Source organism: Streptomyces crystallinus (assembly GCF_039521265.1).
In the GTDB taxonomy this organism is placed as follows: Bacteria; Actinomycetota; Actinomycetes; order Streptomycetales; family Streptomycetaceae; genus Streptomyces; species Streptomyces crystallinus.
Map to the genome: position 1 here is coordinate 79,502 of NZ_BAAACA010000020.1, position 23,129 is coordinate 102,630.

A 23,129-nucleotide genomic window follows, 5' to 3' on the forward strand; every position below is an offset into this window, starting at 1 on the left:
CTCTTGCCCTATTGACTTCGAAACTTGAAGGCATAGTCTCTGCAACGTTGCTTTTACCTTCAAGTGGTGGGTGACCCGAAGTTGTGCGCCACTTGAAGTGCCCCCAACGCCCGGCGACGCTGCCGGGCGGCCCCAGGAGTTCACGTGACCAGCACTACGCAGCCACCGGCCTCGGGAGCCCGTACGGCGCATCCCGAGCACCTCGCCCACGTCGTCTTCATCGCGGCGGCGGCAGCGATGGGCGGTTTCCTCTTCGGCTACGACAGCGCCGTCATCAACGGCGCCGTCGAGGCCGTCAGGGACCGCTACGACATCGGCTCCGCGGCGCTCGCCCAGGTCATCGCGATCGCCCTGATCGGCTGCGCGATCGGTGCCGCCACCGCGGGCCGGATCGCGGACCGCATCGGCCGCATCCGCTGTATGCAGATCGCCTCCGTGCTCTTCACCATCAGCGCCGTCGGCTCCGCGCTCCCCTTCGCCCTGTGGGACCTGGCCTTCTGGCGCATCATCGGCGGCTTCGCCATCGGCATGGCCTCGGTCATCGGCCCCGCCTACATCGCCGAGGTCGCCCCGCCCGCGTACCGCGGCCGGCTCGGCTCCTTCCAGCAGGCCGCCATCGTCATCGGCATCGCCATCTCGCAGCTGGTCAACTGGGGCATCCTCAACGCCGCCGACGGCGACCAGCGCGGCGAGCTGATGGGCCTGGAGGCCTGGCAGGTCATGCTCGGCGTGATGGTCATCCCGGCCGTCCTGTACGGGCTGCTCTCCTTCGCCATCCCCGAGTCCCCGCGCTTCCTGATCTCGGCCGGCCGCGACGCGCGCGCCCGTGAGGTCCTCAAGGAGGTCGAGGGCGATCAGATCGACCTGGACGCCCGCGTCGCCGAGATCGAGCACGCCATGAAGAGCGAGCACAAGTCGAGCTTCAAGGACCTGCTCGGCGGCAGCTTCTTCTTCAAGCCGATCGTCTGGGTCGGTATCGGCCTCTCGGTCTTCCAGCAGTTCGTCGGCATCAACGTGGCGTTCTACTACTCCTCGACGCTGTGGCAGTCGGTCGGCGTCGACCCGTCGCAGTCGTTCTTCTACTCGTTCACCACGTCGATCATCAACATCGTCGGCACCGTGATAGCGATGATCTTCGTCGACCGGATCGGCCGTCGGCCGCTGGCGCTCATCGGCTCGGTCGGCATGGCCCTCGGCCTCGCCCTGGAGGCCTGGGCCTTCAGCTACGACCTCGTCGACGGCAAGCTGCCCGCCACCCAGGGCTGGGTCGCCCTGATCGCCGCCCATGTCTTCGTGCTCTTCTTCGCCCTGTCCTGGGGCGTGGTGGTCTGGGTCTTCCTCGGCGAGATGTTCCCCAACCGGATCCGCGCCGCCGCCCTCGGCGTCGCCGCCTCCGCGCAGTGGATCGCCAACTGGGCCATCACCGCGAGCTTCCCGTCGCTGGCCGACTGGAACCTCTCCGCGACCTATGTCATCTACACGATCTTCGCCACCCTCTCGATCCCCTTCGTACTCAAGTACGTGAAGGAGACCAAGGGCAAGGCGTTGGAGGAGATGGGCTAAACCCCGCTGCCCTGACTCCTCGAACCACGTACTGCCCCGGCTCACCCATGGAGCCGGGGCAGTACGTCGTCGGTGAACAGGCGCAGACTGCGCCACCCCTCCTCCAGCGGCATCCCGCCGCACAGCGGGTGCAGCACCAGGCTCTCCGCGCCGAGCGCGGCGCACTCGTCGGGCGTCACGATCCGGTAGACGCCCTCCGCGCGCAGCTCCCGCACGCTCGACGCCGCCGAGCGCACCGCCGAGCGGATGTCCTTGGACTGCCAGGACGCGTACATCCGCGCCTCGTGCAGGAAGTGCTCCCCGTACAGCTCCCAGGCCCGGTCCGGGTCCTCGCTCAGATGCAGCAGCGGCGTCTTCTCGGCGGGCATCATCGTCCAGCCCTCGGTGCCGTGCGCGGTCAGCTGCTCGCGGTAGTACGCCTCCAGCTCCGGCAGGTGCGCGCTCGGGAAGAACGGCAGCCCCAGCCGGGCCGCGCGCCGGGCCGCCGCCTTGGAGGAGCCGCCGACCAGCAGCGTCGGGTGCGGCTGGGTGAAGGGGCGCGGGGTGACCCGCACGGTCCGGCCCCGATAGGTGAACGGCTCGCCCGTCCACGCCTTCAGGAGCGTCTCCAGGAGCAGGTCCTGGAGCTTGCCGCGCCGGCCCCACTCGACGCCCGCCTGCTCGTACTCCTCGGGCCGGTAGCCGATCCCCGCCACCGTCACCAGGCGCCCGCCGCCGAGCAGGTCCAGGACGGCGATGTCCTCGGCGAGCCGCAGCGGGTCGTACAGCGGCCCGATGATCGCGGAGACCGTGACCGCGATCCGCTCGGTGGCTCCGAACACCGCGCCCGCGAAGGCGAACGGCGAGGGCAGCCAGCCGTTGCCGGTGCCGTGGTGCTCCTCGGTCTGGACGGTGTCGACGCCGTGCGCGTCGGCGTACGCGGCCATCCGCACCGCGGCGCGGTAGCGGGCCGACAGGGCCTCGGGCCCCTCGTGCGGGGCCACCAGGTTCATGCGTACGACCGTGAACGGCATGGGAAGTCCCCCTCCGCCGGGCTGGATCCGGTGGGATCCCGGTGGAGGGGGACGGTAGCTGACGATGCGTCAGACGGCCAGGGGTGCGGGCTCCTCGGCCTCGGCCGGCGCGGCCGGGGCCGGTACCGCCGGCTTGGGCAGCGCCACGTACAGCAGGCCGGAGACCACGATGGTGGCGACCCAGCCCAGGCCGTACTCCCCGATCGGGTTGTTCGCGGCGAGCGGGCCGGTGAACCAGTCCGAGGTGGTGAACAGCAGACCCGAGCCCAGGCCCACGGCCCAGGCGGCGACGGCGGCGGGGGAGAAGCCGGCCTTGTACCAGTAGGCGCTGGTGGGCGTGGTGTCGAGCAGCGCCTTCGCGTCGTACTCGGTGCGCCGCAGCATGTCCGCGCCGAAGACGCCGACCCAGGCCGAGAAGGCGACGGCGAGCAGCGAGAGGAAGGCGATGAAGGAGCCCATGAAGCTCTTGGCGACCAGCATCAGCACACCGCCGAAGGCCAGCGAGATCACGGCGTTGACCGAGACCGCCCAGTGGCGCGGGATCTTGAAGCCGAGGGTCTGCGCGGTGAAGCCGGCCGAGTACATCGACATCGAGTTGATCAGCACCATGCCGACCAGCGCGATCAGCAGATACGGCACCGCGATCCACAGCGGCAGGATCTCGCCGAGGAAGGAGACCGGGTCGGCGGCCGAGGCGAGGTCCGGGGTGGAGACGGCCATGACCGCACCCATCAGGACCATCGGCAGCACGACGATCCCGGCGCCGCCGACGGAGCTGGCGACCATGGCCTTCGAGGAGGCCGTACGCGGCAGATAGCGGGTGAAGTCCGGGGCGGAGGGGATCCAGCTGACCCCGCCGGCCGCGATCAGACCGGTACCCGCGACCATCAGCGACATCTTCCCGGCCGGGCGGTCGAAGACCTCGCTCCAGTCGGTGTTCAGCGCCAGATAGACGAGCACGAGCACGGAGAACGCGCCGAAGAGGTAGGTCGCGTACTTGTTGCACTTCTGCACGACGTTGATGCCGAGGCCCGAGATCGCGAACGTCGTCACCACGAAGAGCAGCAGCGTCACGATGATCAGGAAGGTGTTGCTCCTGATGCCGAACACGATGTCCAGGACGGTGAGCATCGCGTACGCGCCGGTGACCGCGTTGATCGTCTCCCAGCCCCAGCGGGCGACCCAGATCAGCGAGCCGGGCAGCAGGTTGCCGCGCTGGCCGAAGACCGCGCGCGAGAGCGCCATGCCGGGCGCGCCACCGCGCTTGCCCGCGATCGATATGAGCCCCACCAGTCCGTAGCTGACGAGTGGCGCCGCGACCGCCACGACGAGCGCCTGCCAGAAGTTCAGCTTGTACGACACGACGAGGCTGGCGCCCATCGTGAGCAGCAGCACGCTGATGTTGGCGGCGACCCAGGTCGGGAAGAGGTCTCTGGTTCTGGCGGTGCGCTCGCTGTCGGGGACGGGCTCGAGGCCACGGGTTTCCAGTGCGCCTTCGGACTGGGAAGTGGTGCTCATGAGGGTGGGGTGCCTTGCCTCTCGCTCGGCTCCGGGATTGCCGCCCACGCCCTTGAGGCAGTGGGGCAGGGAGCCGGTGGGGGTCATCTTCCGGGGACTCTACGCGCGTTGACTCCTCCTCTTCCATTGTAACTTAATACGACGATTGCCCCATAGTTCCCTTTGATCTTCATGGGAAGACACGACCGGGCCCCCGCGGCGGCCCATGACTGATACTGGGGTGGTTATGGAATTCGTCATCCTTGCTGTAGTCATCGCCCTGGTCGCGGTCGGCGCGATCAGCGGGCTCGTGGTCAGCGGCCGCAAGAAGAAGCAGCTGCCGCCCTCGGCCCCGTCGTCCACGCCGACCATCACTGCCCCGCCCGCCGAGCCCCATGTGGGCGAGGACGCCGCCGAGACCGCCGAGGAGCAACGCCGCACCATCGAGGAGGTCGCCCTCCCCGAGGCCCCGGCGAGCCCCGTCGTCATCGAGGAGGCGCCCGCCGCGCCCGAGGTCGAGGTGCCCGAGCCCACGGCCGGCCGTCTCGTACGGCTGCGCGCCCGGCTCGCGCGCTCCCAGAACTCCCTGGGCAAGGGGCTGCTCACGCTGCTCTCCCGGGACAACCTCGACGAGGACACCTGGGAGGAGATCGAGGACACCCTGCTCACCGCGGACGTGGGCGTCGCCCCGACCCAGGAGCTGGTCGAGCGGCTGCGCGAGCGCGTCCGGGTGCTCGGCACCCGCACCCCGGCCGAGCTGCGCACCCTGCTGCGCGAGGAGCTCGTCGCGATCCTCGGCCCGGACTTCGACCGCACGGTGAAGACCGAGGGCGGCGCGGAGACCCCCGGCGTCGTGATGGTCGTCGGCGTCAACGGCACCGGCAAGACCACCACCACCGGCAAGCTCGCGCGCGTGCTCGTCGCCGACGGCAAGTCGGTCGTCCTGGGCGCGGCGGACACGTTCCGCGCGGCCGCCGCCGACCAGCTCCAGACCTGGGGCGAGCGCGTCGGCGCCCGCACCGTGCGCGGCCCCGAGGGCGGCGACCCGGCGTCGATCGCCTTCGACGCGGTCAAGGAGGGCATCGCGCAGGGCGCGGACGTCGTCCTCATCGACACCGCGGGCCGGCTGCACACCAAGACCGGGCTCATGGACGAGCTCGGCAAGGTCAAGCGCGTCGTGGAGAAGCACGGGCCGCTGGACGAGGTGCTGCTGGTCCTCGACGCGACGACCGGGCAGAACGGGCTGGTCCAGGCCCGCGTGTTCGCCGAGGTCGTCGACATCACGGGCATCGTGCTGACCAAGCTCGACGGTACGGCGAAGGGCGGCATCGTGATCGCCGTGCAGCGCGAGCTGGGTGTGCCGGTGAAGCTGGTGGGGCTCGGTGAGGGCGCGGACGATCTGGCGCCGTTCGAGCCGGGCGCGTTCGTGGACGCGCTTATTGGGGACTAGGGCGCCTACTGTCCGGGGTGCCTCTGCTGCTTGGCGGCTGCGGGCCGGTGGGTGGTTGCTCGCGCAGTTCCCCGCGCCCCTGGGTAGACCGGCGTATCCCCGCTGTGAAGGGCCCCGCACTCGTGTGCGGGGCCCTTTTTCAGAACGGTGCCCGGTGGCAGATGTACGCCAGGGTGCCCAGCAGGAGGCGGGCCTCCGGGGGGCGGGTCGCTGTGTCCAGGGACGGGGGGCGCAGCCAGTGGACGTCCGCCGACGGGGGAGCCGGGACGTAGGCGCCGGGCGGCGGGCAGACCAGGTCCAGGTCGGCGTCGTCCCAGCCCATCCGGTAGAGCAGACGCGGCAGTTCGGCCGCCGCTCCCGGGGCCACGAAGAAGTGCGTACGGCCCGCCGGCGTCGTCGAGACCGGGCCCAGTGGCAGCCCCATCCGCTCGAGCCGCACCAGCGCCCGCCGCCCGGCCGGCGCCGCCACGTCCAAGATGTCGAAGGTGCGGCCCACCGGCAGCAGCACCGAGGCCCCCGGGCACTCCGCCCACGCCTCGCCGACCTCGTCCAGGGTCGCACCCGCGGGCACCTCGGGCGCGAAGTCCAGCGGGTGCGCCCCCGGCGCGGGGCAGCCCGCACTGCCGCAGGAGCACTGGCCGGAGAGCTCCCGGGCCCCCGGGGCGACGTCCCAGCCCCACAGGCCCGTGTACTCGGCCACCGCCGTGACCTCGGTCGCGCGGCCGCGCCGCCGCGGGCCGGACCGGATTTCGCGGATCCCCCGGCTGCCGCCGATCGTGAAGCCCATGCCCCCTCCAACGGATATGACGCGACGGTGGTTACGATCCGGAGTTCCCTGATTGCGCACTGCTCACCCGACGGCTCGCGGCGGAAGGGAGGGTGGTGCGAACCCGTGCGCGCGCCCCGGCGTGCACCGTTCCATCGACTCCTGACCGACCTGTGTCAAGTGAATCGCGCACAGCGCCAAGGGAGTTCATTCGAAGGGGTGGCGAATGGTGGCGTTTCTGGAATCGCCCTCGCGGGAGCCGTGATCGTAGGATTACTTTCGGTACATGGACCCTGGATACGCACGCACGCGTGGGTATGCCAACGGCAAGGAGCTGTACCGTCCGGGGGGCCGCGTCCCGGGGACAGGAAGCCCCGACTCGCGGCATTCTGATAGGGGTTCGCGTGGCAGGGAAGACGCACAAGGCGTTAGCTGAATGGGGGCGTTCCAGTGGGCGGCAGTGGGGCTAGCGGTACGAGCGCCGGCAAGCGCCCCAACGAGCAGCTGAGTTCGTGGTTCGTACGGAGCGGCTGGTCGAAGGGCGAGCTCGCGCGCCAGGTCAACCGACGCGCGCGCCAGCTCGGCGCGCACCACATCAGCACGGACACCTCCCGGGTGCGCCGCTGGCTCGACGGCGAGATGCCGCGCGAGCCGATCCCGCGCATCCTCTCCGAGTTGTTCTCCGAGCGGTTCGGCAGCGTCGTGGCCGTGGAGGACCTCGGGTTGCGCACCGCACACCAGTCCCCGTCGGTCTCCGGCGTCGACCTGCCCTGGGCCGGCCCCCAGACGGTCTCCCTGCTCAGTGAGTACTCGCGGAGCGACCTGATGCTGGCCCGGCGCGGCTTCCTCGGCACCTCCCTGATGCTCTCGGCCGGGCCCGCCCTGATCGAGCCCATGCAGCGCTGGCTGGTGCCCTCGCCGCCCGGCGAGGCCGTCAACGTGGAGACCCCCGCCAACGCCCGGCGCCCCTCGCGGCTCTCCAAACCGGAGCTCGACCTCCTGGAGACCACCACGGAGATGTTCCGCCAGTGGGACGCCCAGTGCGGCGGCGGTCTGCGCCGCAAGGCCGTCGTGGGCCAGCTCCACGAGGTCACCGACCTGCTCCAGGAGCCGCAGCCCGAGGCCACCGCCCGCCGGCTGTTCCGAGTCGCGGCCGAACTCGCGGAACTGGCCGGGTGGATGAGCTACGACGTGGGCCTCCAGCCCACCGCCCAGAAGTACTTCGTGCTCGCCCTGCACGCCGCCAAGGAGTGCGGCGACAAGCCCCTCGGGTCGTACATCCTGTCCTCGATGAGCCGCCAGATGATCCACCTCGGCCGACCCGACGACGCCCTGGAACTCATCCACCTCGCCCAGTACGGCAGCCGCGACTGCGCCACCCCCCGCACCCAGGCGATGCTGTATGCGATGGAGGCGCGCGCGTACGCCAACATGGGCCAGCCCAGCAAGTGCAAGCGGGCCGTCCGGATGTCCGAGGACACCTTCGGAGACGCCGGGCTCGACGGCGAGCCGGAGCCCGACTGGATCCAGTTCTTCTCCGAGGCCGAGCTCAACGGCGAGAACGCCCACTCCTTCCGCGACCTGGCCTATGTGGCCGGCCGCAGCCCCACGTACGCCACGCTCGCCGAGCCGGTGATGGAGCGCGCGGTCGAGCTCTTCGGCAAGGACGAGGTCCACCAGCGCTCGTACGCGCTCAACCTCATCGGCATGGCCACCGTCCACCTCCTCAAGCGCGAGCCCGAGCAGTGCACCGTGCTGGCCGGAGAGGCGCTGAAGATCGCCAAGACGGTCCGCTCCGAGCGGGTGAACACCCGGCTGCGCAAGACCGTCGACACCGCCGTGCGGGAGTTCGGCGAGGTGCCCGAGGTGGTGCAGTTCACCGATGTCCTCGGCCGGGAGCTGCCCGAGACCGCCGAGGCCGTCTGACCACCGGGGGCGCCGCCACAGCGGCATCCATGACGCCGGCCGCGACGCCCACCCCGTACAGCCCGACTCGGCTCCCCCAGCCCGGTCAACCGGGGGACGTCGCGGCCGGTCACCCGTCCGCGTGTACGCGGATGGTAGCCGCCCCCCGGGGCGGTGATCCGGCAGTTCATGCCGGTGTAACACGCCCGACCTCTTCGTCACGGCGGCGAAACATCGAGCGGCATCGACGGAAACCGCGCTGCGCCAACCTCATGGCGCATAACGGCCCACCCCTTCGCAGCCACTCGTTCGCCCCCGCACGGGCCGCCGTACCGACGACGAGGAGACGCCGATGCCCCCAGGCATCACGCTCGCAGCCGACACGCCTCAGCTGTCCAGCGCCAACACCGGGTTCATGCTGATCTGCTCAGCGCTGGTGATGCTCATGACCCCCGGCCTGGCCTTCTTCTACGGAGGCATGGTCCGCGTCAAGAGCACACTCAACATGCTGATGATGAGCTTCATCAGCCTCGGGATCGTCACGGTCCTGTGGGTGCTGTACGGCTTCAGCCTCAGCTTCGGCGAGTCCAACGGCTTCATCGGCTGGTCCAAGGACTACTTCGGGCTCAGCGGCATCGGCATTGTCCAGCTCTGGCCCGGCTACACCATCCCGATCTACGTCTTCGCCGTCTTCCAGCTGATGTTCGCGGTGATCACCCCGGCGCTGATAAGCGGCGCGCTCGCCGACCGCGTCAAGTTCAGCGCCTGGGCGCTGTTCATCACCCTGTGGGTCACGGCCGTCTACTTCCCGGTCGCGCACTGGGTGTGGGCCTCCGACGGCTGGCTCTTCAAGAAGGGCGTCATCGACTTCGCGGGCGGCACCGCCGTCCACATCAACGCCGGCGCGGCGGCCCTCGGCGTCATCCTCGTCATCGGCAAGCGCGTCGGCTTCAAGAAGGACCCGATGCGCCCGCACAGCCTGCCGCTGGTCATGCTCGGCGCGGGGCTGCTGTGGTTCGGCTGGTTCGGCTTCAACGCCGGCTCCTGGCTCGGCAACGACGACGGCGTGGGCGCCGTGATGTTCGTCAACACCCAGGTCGCCACCGCCGCCGCCATGCTCGCCTGGCTGCTCTACGAGAAGCTGCGGCACGGCTCCTTCACCACCCTCGGCGCCGCCTCCGGCGCGGTCGCGGGCCTCGTCGCCATCACCCCGTCCGGCGGCTGCGTCAGCCCCCTCGGCGCGATCGCGGTCGGCGCCATCGCGGGTCTGCTGTGCGCCATGGCCGTCGGCCTCAAGTACCGCTTCGGCTACGACGACTCCCTCGACGTGGTCGGCGTCCACATGGTCGGCGGCATCGCCGGCTCCCTCCTCGTCGGCCTCTTCGCCACCGGCGGCGTACAGTCCGACGCCAAGGGCCTCTTCTACGGCGGCGGCCTCGACCAGCTCGGCAAGCAGGCCATCGGTGTCGGCGCGGTCCTCGGCTACTCGCTGGTGGTCTCCGCGGCCCTCGCCTTCGTGCTGGACAAGACGATGGGGATGCGGGTCGCCGAGGACGACGAGGTCTCGGGCATCGACCAGGTCGAGCACGCCGAGACGGCGTACGACTTCAGCGGCGCGGGCGGCGGCACGGCCGTGCGCACCCACGCCCCGGCCCCGAGCGAGAAGGCAGCGCAGAACAAGAAGGTGGACGCATGAAGCTGATCACCGCGGTCGTCAAGCCGCACCGCCTGGACGAGATCAAGGAGGCCCTCCAGGCCTTCGGGGTGCACGGCCTCACGGTCACCGAGGCCAGCGGCTACGGGCGCCAGCGCGGCCACACCGAGGTCTACCGGGGCGCCGAGTACACCGTCGACCTCGTCCCCAAGATCCGCATCGAGGTGCTGGTCGAGGACGACGACGCCGAGCAGCTGATCGACGTCGTGGTCAAGGCCGCGCGCACCGGGAAGATCGGCGACGGCAAGGTGTGGAGCGTGCCCGTCGAGACCGCGGTCCGGGTCCGCACCGGCGAACGCGGCCCCGACGCCCTCTGAGTGGTACCCCGATCAGGTACGGACAGGAGCTGCCGGGTGACGAGCGTGGACGTCAGCACAGACACAGAGAACTCCGGACCCGGCGGCTACGCGGCGGCCCGGCTGCGCCTCCTCCAGCAGGAGGCGCGGTCCGGGCCGCCGCGCCGGGCCGCCCTGGCCCGGCTCACCGACGACTGGCTGGCCGAGCTCTTCGCCGGCGCCGCCCGGGCGGCCGGGGTGCGCGGGGCCGCCCTGCTGGCCGTGGGCGGCTACGGGCGCGGGGAGCTGTCGCCCCGCAGCGACCTCGACCTGGTCCTGGTGCACGACGGCAGCGCCGGCGCGAGCGCCGTCTCCGCGCTCGCCGACGGCCTCTGGTACCCGGTGTGGGACCTGGGCCTCGCCCTGGACCACTCGGTCCGCACCCCCGCCGAGGCCCGCAGGGCGGCGGGCGCCGACCTCAAGGTGCACCTCGGCCTCCTGGACGCCCGCCATCTGGCCGGTGAGCGGAGCCTGACGGCCGCCCTGCGCACCGCCGTCCTCGCGGACTGGCGCAACCTCGCCCCCAAACGGCTGCCCGAACTCGACGCCCTGTGCCGCGAACGCGCTGAGCGCCAGGGCGAGTTGCAGTTCCTGCTCGAACCCGACCTCAAGGAGGCGCGCGGCGGGCTGCGGGACGCCACCGCCCTGCGCGCGGTCGCCGCGTCCTGGCTCGCCGACGCGCCCCGCGAGGGCCTGGCCGAGGCCCGGCGCCGGCTCCTGGACGTCCGGGACGCACTGCACCTGGCCACCGGCCGGGCCACCGACCGCCTCGCCCTCCAGGAGCAGGACGCGGTCGCCGCCGCGCTCGGCGTGCTGGACGCGGACGTGCTGCTGCGGCAGGTGTACGAGGCCGCGCGGACCATCTCGTACGCCAGTGACGTCACCTGGCGCGAGGTCGGCCGGGTCCTGCGGGCCCGCTCGGCGCGGCCCCGGCTGCGCGGTCTGCTGGGCGGGCGGACGGCGGCCCCCGCGCGGACCCCGCTCGCCGAAGGGGTCGTCGAACAGGACGGCGAGGCGGTGCTGGCGCTCGCCGCCAAACCCGAGCGCGACCCGGTGCTGCCGCTGCGGGCCGCCGCGGCCGCCGCCCGCTCCGGGCTGCCGCTCTCGCTGCACGCGGTGCGCCGGCTCGCCGCCACCGTCCCGCCGCTGCCGGTGCCGTGGCCCGCCGAGGCCCGCGACGAGCTGGTGACGCTGCTGGGCGCGGGCGAGTCCACCGTGCCGGTGTGGGAGGCGCTGGAGGCCGAGGGGCTCATCACCCGGCTGCTGCCGGACTGGGAGCGGGTGCGCTGCCGCCCCCAGCGCAACGCCGTGCACACCTGGACCGTCGACCGCCATCTGGTGGAGACGGCCGTACGGGCCGCCTCGCTCACCCGCCAGGTCGGCCGGCCCGATCTGCTCCTGGTCGCCGCCCTGCTGCACGACATCGGCAAGGGATGGCCCGGCGACCACAGCGTGGCGGGCGAGGTCATCGCGCGCGACGTGGCCGCCCGGATCGGTTTCGACAAGGACGACGTGGCCGTGGTCGCCGCCCTCGTACGCCACCATCTGCTGCTCGTCGAGACGGCGACCCGGCGGGACCTGGACGACCCCGCGACGGTACGGGCGGTGGCCGAGGCGGTCGGGATGGCGTCCACGCTCGAACTCCTCCACGCGCTCACCGAGGCGGACGCGCTCGCCACCGGTCCCGCCGCCTGGTCCTCCTGGCGGGGCTCGCTCGTGGCGGACCTGGTCAAGCGGGTCGGGGCGGTGCTGGCGGGGGAGCCGGCCGACCCGGAGCCGCCGCTCGCCACGGCCGAGCAGGAACGCCTCGCGATGGAGGCGCACCGCACGCGCGGGCCGGTGCTTGCGCTGCGGGCCCAGCCGGACGCGCCGGTGGAGGAGGGCGCCCGGGAACCGCTCGGCGTCGAGCTGGTGATCGCGGTCCCGGACCAGCCCGGGGTGCTGCCCGCGGTGGCGGGGGTGCTCGCGATGCACCGGCTCACCGTGCGCACTGCGGAGCTGCGGGCGATCGGCCTGCCGGATCCGCTGGGCGGGGAGGTGCTGCTGCTGGACTGGCGGGTGGCGGCGGAGTACGGCTCGCTGCCGCAGGCGGCCCGGCTGCGGGCCGATCTGGTCCGCGCCCTGGACGGCTCCCTGGACCTCCCGGCCCGCCTCGCCGAACGCGAGGCGGCCCGCCGCCGGGGCCCGGCCGCGCCCCCGCCGCGCGTCACGGTCGCCCCGGCCGCGTCCCGCCTGGCCACGGTGATCGAGGTCCGTGCCCAGGACGCGCCGGGGCTGCTGCACCGGATCGGGCGGGAGCTGGACCGGGCGGGGGTGCGGGTGCGCAGTGCGCATGTGTCGACGTTGGGGGCCAACGCGGTGGACGCGTTCTATGTGACGGACGGGGTGGGGGAGCCGTTGGGGGTGGAGGTGGCGGTGGGGGTTGCGCGCGGCGTGGAGCGGGCGTTGTCCACCCCCACCCCGCCCGTCGCCTGAACCCTCCGGGGGCGGGCGGGGCGCCCCGCTGCGCGTTCGTGTGCGGCTGGGTGGGTGGCTGGCCGCGCAGTTCCCCGCGCCCCTAAAAGCCGGCGGTGGCTGAGCTGGCTCTTCCGGCTGCGGCGTACCCCCTAAGGGGCGCGGGGAACTGCGCGAGCAACCACCCACTCACCCGCAGACGAAAGTGCGCCGGGGCCGGCCGCAGGCCCCGGCCGGGGGTCCGGGGGCGTAGCCCCCGGCAAACCACCTCCACCCACCCCCACCCCCGGAGGGTTAAGGGAACGGGCGGGGTGGGGAAATGCGCGCCCGGGATACCCTGGGGGGCGTTCACCCGACCGCCCTACGAGCCGAGGATCCGCGACCACCGTGTTCGACACCCTCTCCGACCGCCTCAGCGCGACATTCAAGAACCTCCGGGGCAAGGGCCGCCTGTCCGAGGCGGACATCGACGCCACGGCACGCGAGATCCGTATCGCCCTGCTCGAGGCCGACGTCGCCCTGCCCGTCGTCCGCGCCTTCATCAAGCAGGTCAAGGAGCGCGCGTCCGGCGCCGAGGTCTCCCAGGCGCTCAACCCCGCCCAGCAGGTCGTCAAGATCGTCAACGAGGAGCTCATCACCATCCTCGGTGGTGAGACCCGCCGGCTGCGGTTCGCCAAGACCGCCCCGACGGTCATCATGCTCGCCGGTCTCCAGGGCGCCGGTAAGACGACGCTGGCCGGAAAGCTCGGCCAGTGGCTCAAGGGCCAGGGCCACGCCCCGCTGCTCGTCGCCTGTGACCTCCAGCGCCCCAACGCCGTCAACCAGCTCAGCGTCGTCGCCGAGCGCGCGGGCGTCGCCGTCTACGCGCCGGAGCCCGGCAACGGCGTCGGCGACCCGGTCAAGGTCGCCCAGGACTCCATCGAGTACGCCCGGTCGAAGCAGTACGACGTGGTCGTCGTCGACACCGCCGGCCGCCTGGGCATCGACCAGGAGATGATGCAGCAGGCCGCGGACATCCGCGACGCCGTCAAGCCCGACGAGATCCTCTTCGTCGTCGACGCGATGATCGGCCAGGACGCGGTCAACACCGCCGAGGCCTTCCGCGATGGCGTCGGCTTCGACGGCGTGGTGCTCTCCAAGCTCGACGGCGACGCCCGAGGCGGTGCCGCGCTCTCCATCGCGCACGTCACCGGCAAGCAGATCATGTTCGCCTCCAACGGCGAGAAGCTCGACGAGTTCGACGCGTTCCACCCGGACCGCATGGCGTCCCGCATCCTCGACATGGGTGACCTGCTCACCCTGATCGAGCAGGCGGAGAAGACGTTCAGCCAGGAAGAGGCCGAGAAGATGGCCTCCAAGCTGGCGTCCAAGAAGGGCCAGGACTTCACGCTCGACGACTTCCTGGCGCAGATGGAGCAGGTCCGCAAGATGGGCTCCATCTCCAAGCTGCTCGGCATGCTGCCCGGCATGGGGCAGATCAAGGACCAGATCAACAACATCGACGAGCGCGACGTGGACCGCACCGCCGCGATCATCAAGTCGATGACGCCGGGCGAGCGCCAGGACCCCACGGTCATCAACGGCTCGCGCCGCGCCCGTATCGCCAAGGGCTCCGGCGTCGAGGTCAGCGCGGTCAAGAACCTGGTCGAGCGGTTCTTCGAGGCCCGCAAGATGATGTCGCGGATGGCCCAGGGCGGCGGCATGCCGGGTATGCCCGGCATCCCCGGCATGGGTGGCGGCCCCGGCCGTCAGAAGAAGCAGCAGAAGGTCGCCAAGGGCAAGCGCAAGAGCGGCAACCCGATGAAGCGCAAGGCCGAGGAGCAGGCCGCGGCGGCCCGCCGCGAGCAGGGCCCGCAGGCGCTGCCCGGCGCCGCCCAGGCCCCGCAGGACTTCGAACTGCCCGACGCGTTCAAGAAGTTCATGGGCTGACCTCCGCCCGGGCTCGTCCGACGTACTTCGCGTACTTCGTACGTACGAGTCGCTCCACGCGGCACCGGAAGGGCCCGCGAGCCGTACAGGCCGCGGGCCCTTCCGGCGTACCGGAGGCCCGGCAGCCCCGTCGGCCCACCCGGAATGCCCCGTTCCACCCGCTCTCCGATAATCGCCGTACAGGCCAGAGGAGAGCAGCGTGCCCAATCCCGTACCCCCACGAGATCGCACCGACCAGCCGTGGCGCTCCGAGGGCGCGCCCCCGCCGCCCCCGCCGAAGCGGAAGATGCCCGGGGGCTGGGGCAGTCTGATCCTGGCCGCGCTCGTCGTCTATCTGGTCACCAATCTGATCCTGTCGTTCTTCGACGAGGGCAACGAGCCGACGCTGTCGTACACCGAGTTCAGCAAGCAGGTCGCGGCCGGCAACGTGGAGAAGATCTACTCCAAGGGCGACGCCATCCAGGGGCAGCTCAAGAGCTCCCGGACGGTGCCCGGCGGCAGCGACAAGTACACGAAGTTCACCACCCAGCGGCCCACCTTCGCCGATGACGACCTGTGGTCGCAGCTGACCAAGCAGAACGTCACGGTCACCGCCCAGCCGGTCGTCGAGCACCGCGGCTTCCTCGCCAATCTGCTGATCTCGCTGGCGCCGATGCTGCTGCTCGTCGTGCTGTGGCTGTTCATCGCGCGCCGGATGAGCGCCGGGATGGGCGGCGGCATGCTGGGGCGCAAGGCGCCGCCCAAGCCGGTCGAGCTCAGCGAGGACAAACGGACCACGTTCGAGGACGTGGCGGGCATCGACGAGGTCGAGGGCGAGCTCAACGACGTCGTGGACTTCCTGAAGAACCCGGCCGCCTACCGCCGGATGGGCGCCCGGATGCCCGGCGGCGTGCTGCTCGCGGGCCCGCCCGGCACCGGCAAGACGCTGCTCGCGCGGGCCGTGGCGGGCGAGGCGGGGGTGCCGTTCTTCTCCGCGTCGGCGTCCGAGTTCATCGAGATGATCGTGGGCGTGGGCGCCTCGCGGGTGCGCGAACTCTTCGCCGAGGCCCGCAAGGTGGCCCCGGCCATCATCTTCATCGACGAGATCGACACCATCGGCCGGGCGCGCGGCGCCGGTGCCGGGATGGGCGGACACGACGAGCGCGAGCAGACGCTCAACCAGATCCTCACCGAGATGGACGGCTTCTCCGGGTCCGAGGGCGTCGTCGTCATCGCCGCCACCAACCGGGCCGACGTGCTGGACCCGGCCCTCACCCGGCCCGGCAGGTTCGACCGGATCGTGCAGGTCAGCCCGCCCGACCGGGGCGGCCGCGAGTCCATCTTGAAGATCCACACCCGGGAGATCCCGATGGCGTCCGACGTGGACCTCGCCCAGCTGGCCCGCACCACCCCCGGGATGACCGGCGCCGAACTCGCCAACCTCGCCAACGAGGCCGCCCTGCTCGCCGTCAAGCGCCGCCAGAGCGAGGTCACCCAGTCGGACCTCTCCGACGCCCTGGAGAAGGTCCAGCTCGGCGCCGAGCGGCCGCTGGTGATGCCCGAGGAGGAGCGCCGCCGCACCGCCTACCACGAGAGCGGCCACGCCCTGCTCGGCATGCTCCAGCCCGGCGCCGACCCCGTACGCAAGATCACCATCGTGCCCCGGGGGCGGGCGCTCGGCGTGACGCTGTCCACCCCGGACGCCGACAAGTACGCGTACACCGAGGACTATCTGCGCGGCCGCGTCATCGGCGCGCTCGGCGGCATGGCGGCCGAGCACGTGGTCTTCGACGTGATCACCACCGGCGCCGAGAACGACCTCGAACAGGTCACCGGCCTGGTCCGCGGCATGGTGGCCCGGTGGGGCATGAGCAAGAAGATCGGCCCCCTCACCGCGCTGCCCAGCGACGCCCAGCAGGCGTATGGGCTCTCCGCGGCCCCCGTCACGCTGGACACCATCGCCACCGAGATGCGCCGCATCGTCGACGAGTGCTACGCCGACGCGTGCCGGCTGCTGCGCGAGCACCGCCCCCAGCTCGACGCGCTCGCCGAGGCGCTGCTGAAGAACGAGACGCTGGAGGAGGAGGCCGCCTACCGCGCGGCGGGCATCCCACGCCTGGCCAGGACGGAGATCTGAGGTCCGGTGGCGTCACGGGGTACGGGCGATCAGATAGCGGAACACGTTGGGCATCCACACCGTGCCGTCCCGGCGCAGATGCGGGTGCAGCGCCTCCGCCAGCTCCTTCTCGACCTGGACCTGGTCGGTGGCCCGGGCCGCCGCGTCGAACAGGCCCGTCGAGAGCAGCCCGCGCACCGCGCTGTCCTGGTCCGCGTACCCGAACGGGCAGGCCACCCGGCCCGAGCCGTCGGGCCGCAGCCCGGCCCGTGAGGCGAGGTCCTCCAGGTCGTCGCGCCGGCTCGGGCGCCAGCGCGGCGCGTCGGTCAGCCGGGTCGCCACCCGCAGCACCCCGGAGGTCGCACACCGCTCCGGCGGCCCCCAGCCGGCCAGCACCACCACGGCCCCGCGCTCGGCGAGCCCCACCCCGGCCTCCAGCGCCGGGACCAGGCCGTCCGCGTCGCCCGCGGCGCAGCCCACCGGTTCGAAGGAGGTCACCAGGTTGTAGCGGGCCCCGGCGGGCCCGGCGGCCTGTGGGCCGCCCTCCAGGACGCGGGCCCCGTCACGCTCGCCCACGCGCCCCCACACCCCCTCCGGCAGCAAGCGCTCCCGGGCCAGCGCGAGCCGCTCCGGACGGGTGTCGACACCCGTCACGCGCGCGCCGTGCGAGGCCGCCATCAACAGGGCGAGCCCGGAGCCGCAGCCCAGGCCGAGCAGCCGGGTGGCGGGTCCCACCTCCAGCCGCTCGTACACCGCCTCGTAGAGCGGCACCAGCATGCGCTCCTGGATCTCCGCCCAGTCACGCGCGCGGGCACACGCCTGCGCGGGCGGGGCGGAGGCCGCGGGGGACTGGTGCCGGACGAGCGTAGGTGTCATGGAAAGCGCCCCAATCCGCAGAAGAGGTCAGCCGTGCGCTGATGGAAAGCCCCCGTACACGTGCGGTCGCACTCCCCCCGTATGCCAGGGAACTCCGCATCCGCCACCGCGTCCAGAGGGAGGGCGATTCACGTTCGGGGCCGCCGGGCCCGTACCATTCGCGCCATGGCAAAGGCACCCGTTCTCACGCCCCAGGCGGAAGACTTCCCCCGCTGGTACCAGGATCTGATCAACAAGGCCGAGCTCGCGGACAACGGTCCGGTGCGCGGCACCATGGTGATCCGACCGTACGGCTACGGCCTGTGGGAGCGGATGCAGCAGGAGATGGACGCACGCATCAAGGACGCGGGCGCCCAGAACGCGTACTTCCCGCTGTTCATCCCCCAGTCTTACCTGACACGTGAGGCCGAGCACGTCGAGGGCTTCGCGCCCGAGCTCGCGGTGGTCACCCACGGTGGCGGCAAGGAGCTCGAAGAGCCCGTCGTGGTGCGCCCCACCTCCGAGACGATCATCAACGACTACTTCTCCAAGTGGGTGCAGAGCTACCGCGACCTGCCCCTGCTCATCAACCAGTGGGCCAACGTCGTCCGTTGGGAGATGCGCCCGCGCGTCTTCCTCCGTACGAGTGAGTTCCTCTGGCAGGAGGGCCACACCGCGCACGCTTCTTACGAGGACGCCCGCGACTACGCGGCGCGCATCCACAAGGACGTGTACGCGGACTTCATGGTCAACGTCCTGGGGATCGACGTGGTCCTGGGCCGCAAGACGGCCAAGGAGCGCTTCGCCGGCGCCATCAACACCCTCACGCTCGAAGGCATGATGGGCGACGGAAAGGCCCTCCAGCTGGGCACCAGCCACGAGCTGGGCACCAACTTCGCCAAGGCCTTCAACACCCAGTACCTCTCCAAGGACGGCAAGCAGGAGCTGGTCTGGCAGACCTCGTGGGGTGTCTCCACCCGGATGGTCGGCGGTCTGATCATGTCGCACGGCGACGACAACGGCCTGCGGGTGCCGCCGCGCCTGGCCCACGTCCAGGTCGTCGTCATGGCGATCAAGGGCGACGAGGCCGTCGCCAAGGTCCGCGAGATCGGCGACCGCCTCAAGGCGCTCGGCATCCGCGTCCAGGTCGACGACCGCGTCGACACCCCCTTCGGCCGCCGCGCGGTGGACTGGGAGCTCAAGGGCGTGCCCGTACGGGTCGAGATCGGCCCGCGCGACCTGGAGGCCGGCACCGCGATGCTCGCCCGCCGCATCCCCGGCGGCAAGGAGCCCGTCTCCATCGACGCGCTCGGCGAGCTGCTGCCCAGGGTCCTGGAGGAGGACCAGGCGCAGCTGCTGCGCGAGTCCCGCGAGCGCCGCGAGTCCCGTACGAGCGAGGTGACCACCATCGAGGAGGCCGCCGAGGCGGCCACCGCCGGCGGCTGGGCGCGCATCCCGTGGGCGACCCTCGGCGCCGAGGGCGAGGCCAAGCTCGCCGAGCAGGCCGTGTCCGTACGGTGTCTGGTCACCGAGGACGGATCGGTCCCCGAGGCCGACGACGCCCCCGGTACCGTCGCCATCGTCGCGCGCTCCTACTGAGCGCGGCGCGGCCTGTTCCAGTCGGCCGAAAACGCCCCTTGCGCACCGGCCGGATCCTGGAATCCCGGCGCGTGGACATCATCTACGCGCCGGGGCGTACGCGCCGCTACGTACTACCTTGGTGCGAGCTGTGAGACTTCTCCGCAGATCAGCGCACCCGCCCTCGTCCGGACGCATCAACGGCAACTGACGGGTACGTGCAAATTATTTGGGATGCCCCGGAATAGGAACACCGGGGCACTCCGGCTCGTTGTCACGACGTGAGCACGACACCACCTGTTCTCGCCGCAGAGCTGGCGCAGGCGTGGGCCGACATTCAGCGGTACCACCCCGAGCTGCCTGACCTTGCCGCGCCCGAGTCCCTGATCGGAGAGTCGTCGTCCGCCTGCGGCGCCGAGCTCTCCTTCGAGCGACTGCTCCACGAGGCAGTCCACGGCATTGCCGCCGCCCGGGGTGTCCGCGACACATCCCGGGCCGGGCGGTACCACAACCGCAGATTCCTGGCCATCGCCGAGGAGCTCGGCCTCGACCATCCCGAGGAGCCGCATCCCAGCAGCGGCTTCTCGCTGGTCGCGCTGAACCCCGAGGCGAGGCGCCGCTACCGGCCGACGATGGAGCGCCTCCAGCGGGCCCTGAAGGCCCACACCGTGGCCACCGCCGCCGACACCAAGCGCTCCTTCCGGGGCCCGGCGGCACGGCACGGCTCCTCCGGCGGCGGCGTCCGCGTCAAGGCCGTCTGCGACTGCGGCCGCAATGTGCGCGTCGTCCCCTCCGTGCTCGCCCAGGCGCCGATCGTCTGCGGCGGCTGCGGTAAGCCCTTCCGTATCCCCGAGGTCGTGGCCGCGGCGAGCTGACCCCGGGCCCGGCCGTCCGACGGGGGCGGCGCGGGCCGGACAGGACGCGGACACGGCCGCCGTGCCGCCCGGGGGTGCCCCACGGACCCCCGGCGTGCCCGGCGCCGGCATGTGGCACAATGACTAGCTGTACTCGACAGCCGCACAGGAACCCTCTCGCCTCCGGCTGACGCGTCCATCGGGCACTTTGAGTACCGCAACCCCACGTGGCATCCCGTTGTGCCCAACCACGTCAAGACCAGGAGACACCACTCCAGTGGCAGTCAAGATCAAGCTCAAGCGCCTCGGCAAGATTCGCCAGCCGCACTACCGCATCGTCGTCGCCGACGCCCGTACCCGTCGGGACGGCCGCGCGATCGAAGAGATCGGTATCTACCACCCGACCTACAACCCGTCGCGCATCGAGGTCAACGCCGAGCGTGCGCAGTACTGGCTGTCGGTCGGCGCCCAGCCCACCGAGGCTGTGCTCGCCATCCTGAAGCTGACCGGTGACTGGCAGGCCCACAAGGGCCTTCCCGCCCCCGCGCCGCTCCTGCAGCCGGAGACGAAGGAGAGCAAGCGCCGCTCCTTCGACGAGTTCGCCAAGGCTCTCGAGGGCGACGACGCCAAGGGTGAGGCCATCACCCCCAAGGCCAAGAAGGCTGACAAGAAGGCGGACGAGGCTGCGGCCGACGCCGCCGAGTCGACCGAGGCCTGAGCATGCTCGAGGAGGCTCTTGAGCACCTCGTGAAGGGCATCGTCGACAACCCCGACGACGTGCAGGTGGCCTCGCGCACCCTGCGCCGGGGGCGCGTGCTGGAGGTCCGGGTCCACCCCGACGACCTCGGCAAGGTGATCGGCCGCAACGGCCGCACCGCCCGCGCTCTTCGTACCGTCGTGGGCGCCATCGGTGGCCGTGGGATCCGCGTCGACCTCGTCGACGTGGACCAGGTCCACTGACAAAGTTGGTCGTTTTACCAGATGCGCCGGCTCGGGCCGGGGAGGGCCTTGGCCTTCCCCGGCCCGCAGTCGTCTGTAGAGCCGCATCCCCCGAGAGAGCCGCATCCCCCGAGCAGCTGAGGCCCCCGAGCAGCTGAGGCCCCCCGAGGAGCCGAAGCCGCCGAGCAGCCGAAGCCACCCGACAGGAAAGTTGAACGACGTGCAGCTGGTAGTCGCGCGGATCGGCCGCGCCCACGGCATCAAGGGCGAGGTCACCGTCGAGGTGCGCACCGACGAGCCGGAGCTGCGGCTCGCCCCCGGCGCCGTACTGGCCACCGACCCGGCCGCCACCGGGCCGCTCACCATCGAGACCGGCCGCGTCCACAGCGGCCGGCTGCTGCTGCGCTTCGAGGGCGTGCGCGACCGGACCGCCGCCGAGGCGCTGCGCAACACCCTGCTCATCGCCGACGTGGACCCGGACGAGCGCCCCGAAGAGGACGACGAGTACTACGACCACCAGCTCATCGACCTCGACGTGGTCCTCACCGACGGCACCGAGGTCGGCCGGATCACCGAGATCTCCCATCTGCCCTCGCAGGACCTCTTCATCGTGGAGCGGCCCGACGGCACCGAGGTCATGATCCCGTTCGTCGAGGAGATCGTCACCGAGATCGACCTGGACGAGCAGCGGGCCGTCATCGACCCGCCGCCCGGACTGATCGACGACCGCGCCGAGATCGCCTCCGCCCGGGACGAGGCCGACGAGGCCGACGGGGACCAGAGGGACGAGACCGACGAGAGCGACGAGACCGACGGGGCCCAGAACTGATGCGGCTCGACGTCGTCACGATCTTCCCCGAGTACCTGGAACCGCTGAACGTCTCCCTCGTCGGCAAGGCACGCGCGCGTGGCCAGCTCGACGTCCACGTACACGACCTGCGGGAGTGGACCTACGACCGGCACAACACGGTCGACGACACCCCCTACGGCGGCGGCCCCGGCATGGTCATGAAGACCGAGCCCTGGGGCGCCTGCCTCGACGACGCGCTGGCCGACGGCTACGAGGCGGGGGCGCACGGCCCCGTCATGGTCGTGCCCACCCCGAGCGGCCGGCCGTTCACCCAGGAACTCGCCGTCGAGCTCTCCCAGAAGCCGTGGCTGATCTTCACGCCCGCGCGCTACGAGGGCATCGACCGCCGCGTCATGGACGAGTACGCCACGCGGATGCCGGTGTACGAGGTGTCCATCGGCGACTACGTCCTCGCGGGCGGGGAGGCCGCCGTCCTGGTGGTCACCGAGGCCGTCGCCCGGCTGCTGCCCGGCGTCCTCGGCAACGCCGAGTCGCACCGCGACGACTCCTTCGCCCCCGGCGCCATGGCCAACCTCCTGGAAGGGCCGGTGTACACCAAGCCCCCCGAGTGGCGCGGCCGTGGCATCCCCGACGTGCTGCTCAGCGGACACCACGGCAGGATCGCCCGCTGGCGCCGGGACGAGGCCTTCCGCCGTACCGCCGAGAACCGGCCCGACCTGATCGAGCGCTGCGACCCCGCGGCCTTCGACAAGAAGGACCGCGAAGTGCTCTCCATCCTGGGCTGGGCCCCCGAGCCCGGCGGCCGATTTTGGCGCAGGCCCCAGGACGTGGAAGAATGAGCCGCTGCTGTACGCCCGGCCCAGGCCCCTGCCACAGGGGGAAGGGCAAAGCGTTCCCCGCGCACGCGGGAGTCGCCCCACGGCGGTCCGGCGCGGACAGCACCCTTTGAACCCCATCACGACATTCCGCTGATGACCTGTGGCATCGGCGAGGAAGCAGAAGAACATGGCCAGCCTGCTCGACTCCGTCAACGCCGCGGCGCTCCGCACCGACGTCCCGGCCTTCCGCCCGGGTGACACCGTCAACGTCCACGTCCGCGTGATCGAGGGCAACCGCTCCCGTATCCAGCAGTTCAAGGGCGTTGTCATCCGCCGCCAGGGCGCCGGCGTCTCCGAGACCTTCACGGTCCGCAAGGTCTCCTTCTCCGTCGGCGTCGAGCGCACCTTCCCGGTGAACTCCCCGATCTTCGAGAAGATCGAGCTCGTCACCCGCGGTGACGTCCGCCGCGCGAAGCTGTACTACCTCCGTGAGCTCCGCGGCAAGGCCGCGAAGATCAAGGAGAAGCGCGACAACTGAGCTCCGGCTCAGCGG

The 23,129-nt window shown here is 71.5% G+C and carries 19 protein-coding genes; 15 read left to right on the forward strand and 4 right to left on the reverse strand.

The window, feature by feature from the left end:
• Positions 1-144 precede the first annotated feature (144 nt).
• Positions 145-1,563 carry a sugar porter family MFS transporter gene (locus ABD236_RS18500; protein WP_344074875.1) on the forward strand — a complete coding sequence of 473 codons (1,419 nt, stop codon included), beginning with the start codon at positions 145-147 and terminating at the stop codon, positions 1,561-1,563.
• 41 nt (positions 1,564-1,604) lie between these two features.
• Here the strand turns inward: ABD236_RS18500 and ABD236_RS18505 are convergent, their stop codons facing one another.
• Positions 1,605-2,576: an LLM class flavin-dependent oxidoreductase gene (locus ABD236_RS18505; protein ID WP_344074876.1), complete on the reverse strand. Its 972-nt coding sequence runs from the start codon at positions 2,574-2,576 to the stop codon at positions 1,605-1,607.
• A 69-nt stretch (positions 2,577-2,645) separates the two neighbouring features.
• The gene (locus ABD236_RS18510) at positions 2,646-4,094 is read right to left on the reverse strand and encodes a cytosine permease (protein ID WP_344074877.1); all 1,449 of its coding nucleotides are present in this window, start codon (positions 4,092-4,094) and stop codon (positions 2,646-2,648) included.
• A 226-nt stretch (positions 4,095-4,320) separates the two neighbouring features.
• Between ABD236_RS18510 and ftsY the strand changes: the two genes are divergently transcribed.
• Positions 4,321-5,523 (forward strand): signal recognition particle-docking protein FtsY, encoded by a 1,203-nt coding sequence (gene ftsY, locus ABD236_RS18515; RefSeq protein ID WP_344074878.1) that lies wholly within the window; start codon positions 4,321-4,323, stop codon positions 5,521-5,523.
• A gap of 139 nt (positions 5,524-5,662) precedes the next feature.
• Here the strand turns inward: ftsY and ABD236_RS18520 are convergent, their stop codons facing one another.
• A complete protein-coding gene (locus ABD236_RS18520; RefSeq protein ID WP_344074879.1) occupies positions 5,663-6,310 on the reverse strand; it encodes a bifunctional DNA primase/polymerase in 648 nt (215 codons plus the stop codon).
• A 429-nt stretch (positions 6,311-6,739) separates the two neighbouring features.
• Here ABD236_RS18520 and nsdA point away from each other — a divergent pair, with 429 nt between their 5' ends.
• The 6 genes from nsdA (at position 6,740) to ftsH (ending at position 16,742) form a co-directional block, all read left to right on the forward strand.
• Positions 6,740-8,215, forward strand: a complete 1,476-nt coding sequence (gene nsdA, locus ABD236_RS18525; protein WP_344074880.1) for a transcriptional repressor NsdA — start codon at positions 6,740-6,742, stop codon at positions 8,213-8,215.
• A gap of 331 nt (positions 8,216-8,546) precedes the next feature.
• Positions 8,547-9,890, forward strand: a complete 1,344-nt coding sequence (locus tag ABD236_RS18530) for an ammonium transporter (RefSeq protein WP_344074881.1) — start codon at positions 8,547-8,549, stop codon at positions 9,888-9,890.
• The gene (locus tag ABD236_RS18535; RefSeq protein ID WP_004924863.1) at positions 9,887-10,225 is read left to right on the forward strand and encodes a P-II family nitrogen regulator; all 339 of its coding nucleotides are present in this window, start codon (positions 9,887-9,889) and stop codon (positions 10,223-10,225) included. Before ABD236_RS18530 ends, ABD236_RS18535 begins: the two co-directional genes overlap by 4 nt.
• Before the next feature lie 36 nt (positions 10,226-10,261).
• The gene (locus tag ABD236_RS18540) at positions 10,262-12,718 is read left to right on the forward strand and encodes a [protein-PII] uridylyltransferase (RefSeq protein WP_344074882.1); all 2,457 of its coding nucleotides are present in this window, start codon (positions 10,262-10,264) and stop codon (positions 12,716-12,718) included.
• Positions 12,719-13,084: 366 nt separating this feature from the next.
• A complete protein-coding gene (gene ffh / locus ABD236_RS18545; RefSeq protein ID WP_344074883.1) occupies positions 13,085-14,626 on the forward strand; it encodes a signal recognition particle protein in 1,542 nt (513 codons plus the stop codon).
• 199 nt (positions 14,627-14,825) lie between these two features.
• Positions 14,826-16,742 (forward strand): ATP-dependent zinc metalloprotease FtsH, encoded by a 1,917-nt coding sequence (gene ftsH, locus ABD236_RS18550; RefSeq protein WP_344074884.1) that lies wholly within the window; start codon positions 14,826-14,828, stop codon positions 16,740-16,742.
• Positions 16,743-16,754: 12 nt separating this feature from the next.
• On the opposite strand, the gene ABD236_RS18555 is transcribed toward ftsH, so the two are convergent.
• Positions 16,755-17,597: a methyltransferase domain-containing protein gene (locus tag ABD236_RS18555; RefSeq protein ID WP_344074886.1), complete on the reverse strand. Its 843-nt coding sequence runs from the start codon at positions 17,595-17,597 to the stop codon at positions 16,755-16,757.
• Positions 17,598-17,762: 165 nt separating this feature from the next.
• Between ABD236_RS18555 and proS the strand changes: the two genes are divergently transcribed.
• From proS to rplS, 7 genes are all read left to right on the forward strand, one after another.
• The gene (proS, locus tag ABD236_RS18560) at positions 17,763-19,175 is read left to right on the forward strand and encodes a proline--tRNA ligase (RefSeq protein ID WP_344074887.1); all 1,413 of its coding nucleotides are present in this window, start codon (positions 17,763-17,765) and stop codon (positions 19,173-19,175) included.
• A gap of 260 nt (positions 19,176-19,435) precedes the next feature.
• Positions 19,436-20,029 carry a hypothetical protein gene (locus ABD236_RS18565; RefSeq protein ID WP_067164754.1) on the forward strand — a complete coding sequence of 198 codons (594 nt, stop codon included), beginning with the start codon at positions 19,436-19,438 and terminating at the stop codon, positions 20,027-20,029.
• Between the two features lie 256 nt (positions 20,030-20,285).
• Positions 20,286-20,726, forward strand: coding sequence for a 30S ribosomal protein S16 (gene rpsP / locus ABD236_RS18570; RefSeq protein WP_266984282.1), 441 nt, complete (start codon positions 20,286-20,288; stop codon positions 20,724-20,726).
• A gap of 2 nt (positions 20,727-20,728) precedes the next feature.
• Entirely contained in the window at positions 20,729-20,968 is a 240-nt protein-coding gene (locus ABD236_RS18575; RefSeq protein ID WP_033266910.1) for an RNA-binding protein, read from the forward strand.
• Positions 20,969-21,167: 199 nt separating this feature from the next.
• Complete coding sequence (rimM, locus tag ABD236_RS18580) at positions 21,168-21,776, forward strand: ribosome maturation factor RimM (protein WP_344074888.1); 609 nt, start codon at positions 21,168-21,170, stop codon at positions 21,774-21,776.
• Complete coding sequence (gene trmD, locus ABD236_RS18585; protein ID WP_344074889.1) at positions 21,776-22,597, forward strand: tRNA (guanosine(37)-N1)-methyltransferase TrmD; 822 nt, start codon at positions 21,776-21,778, stop codon at positions 22,595-22,597. The genes rimM and trmD overlap by 1 nt, the downstream gene beginning before the upstream one ends.
• Before the next feature lie 166 nt (positions 22,598-22,763).
• The gene (rplS, locus tag ABD236_RS18590) at positions 22,764-23,114 is read left to right on the forward strand and encodes a 50S ribosomal protein L19 (RefSeq protein ID WP_101390355.1); all 351 of its coding nucleotides are present in this window, start codon (positions 22,764-22,766) and stop codon (positions 23,112-23,114) included.
• Positions 23,115-23,129: the final 15 nt, after the last annotated feature.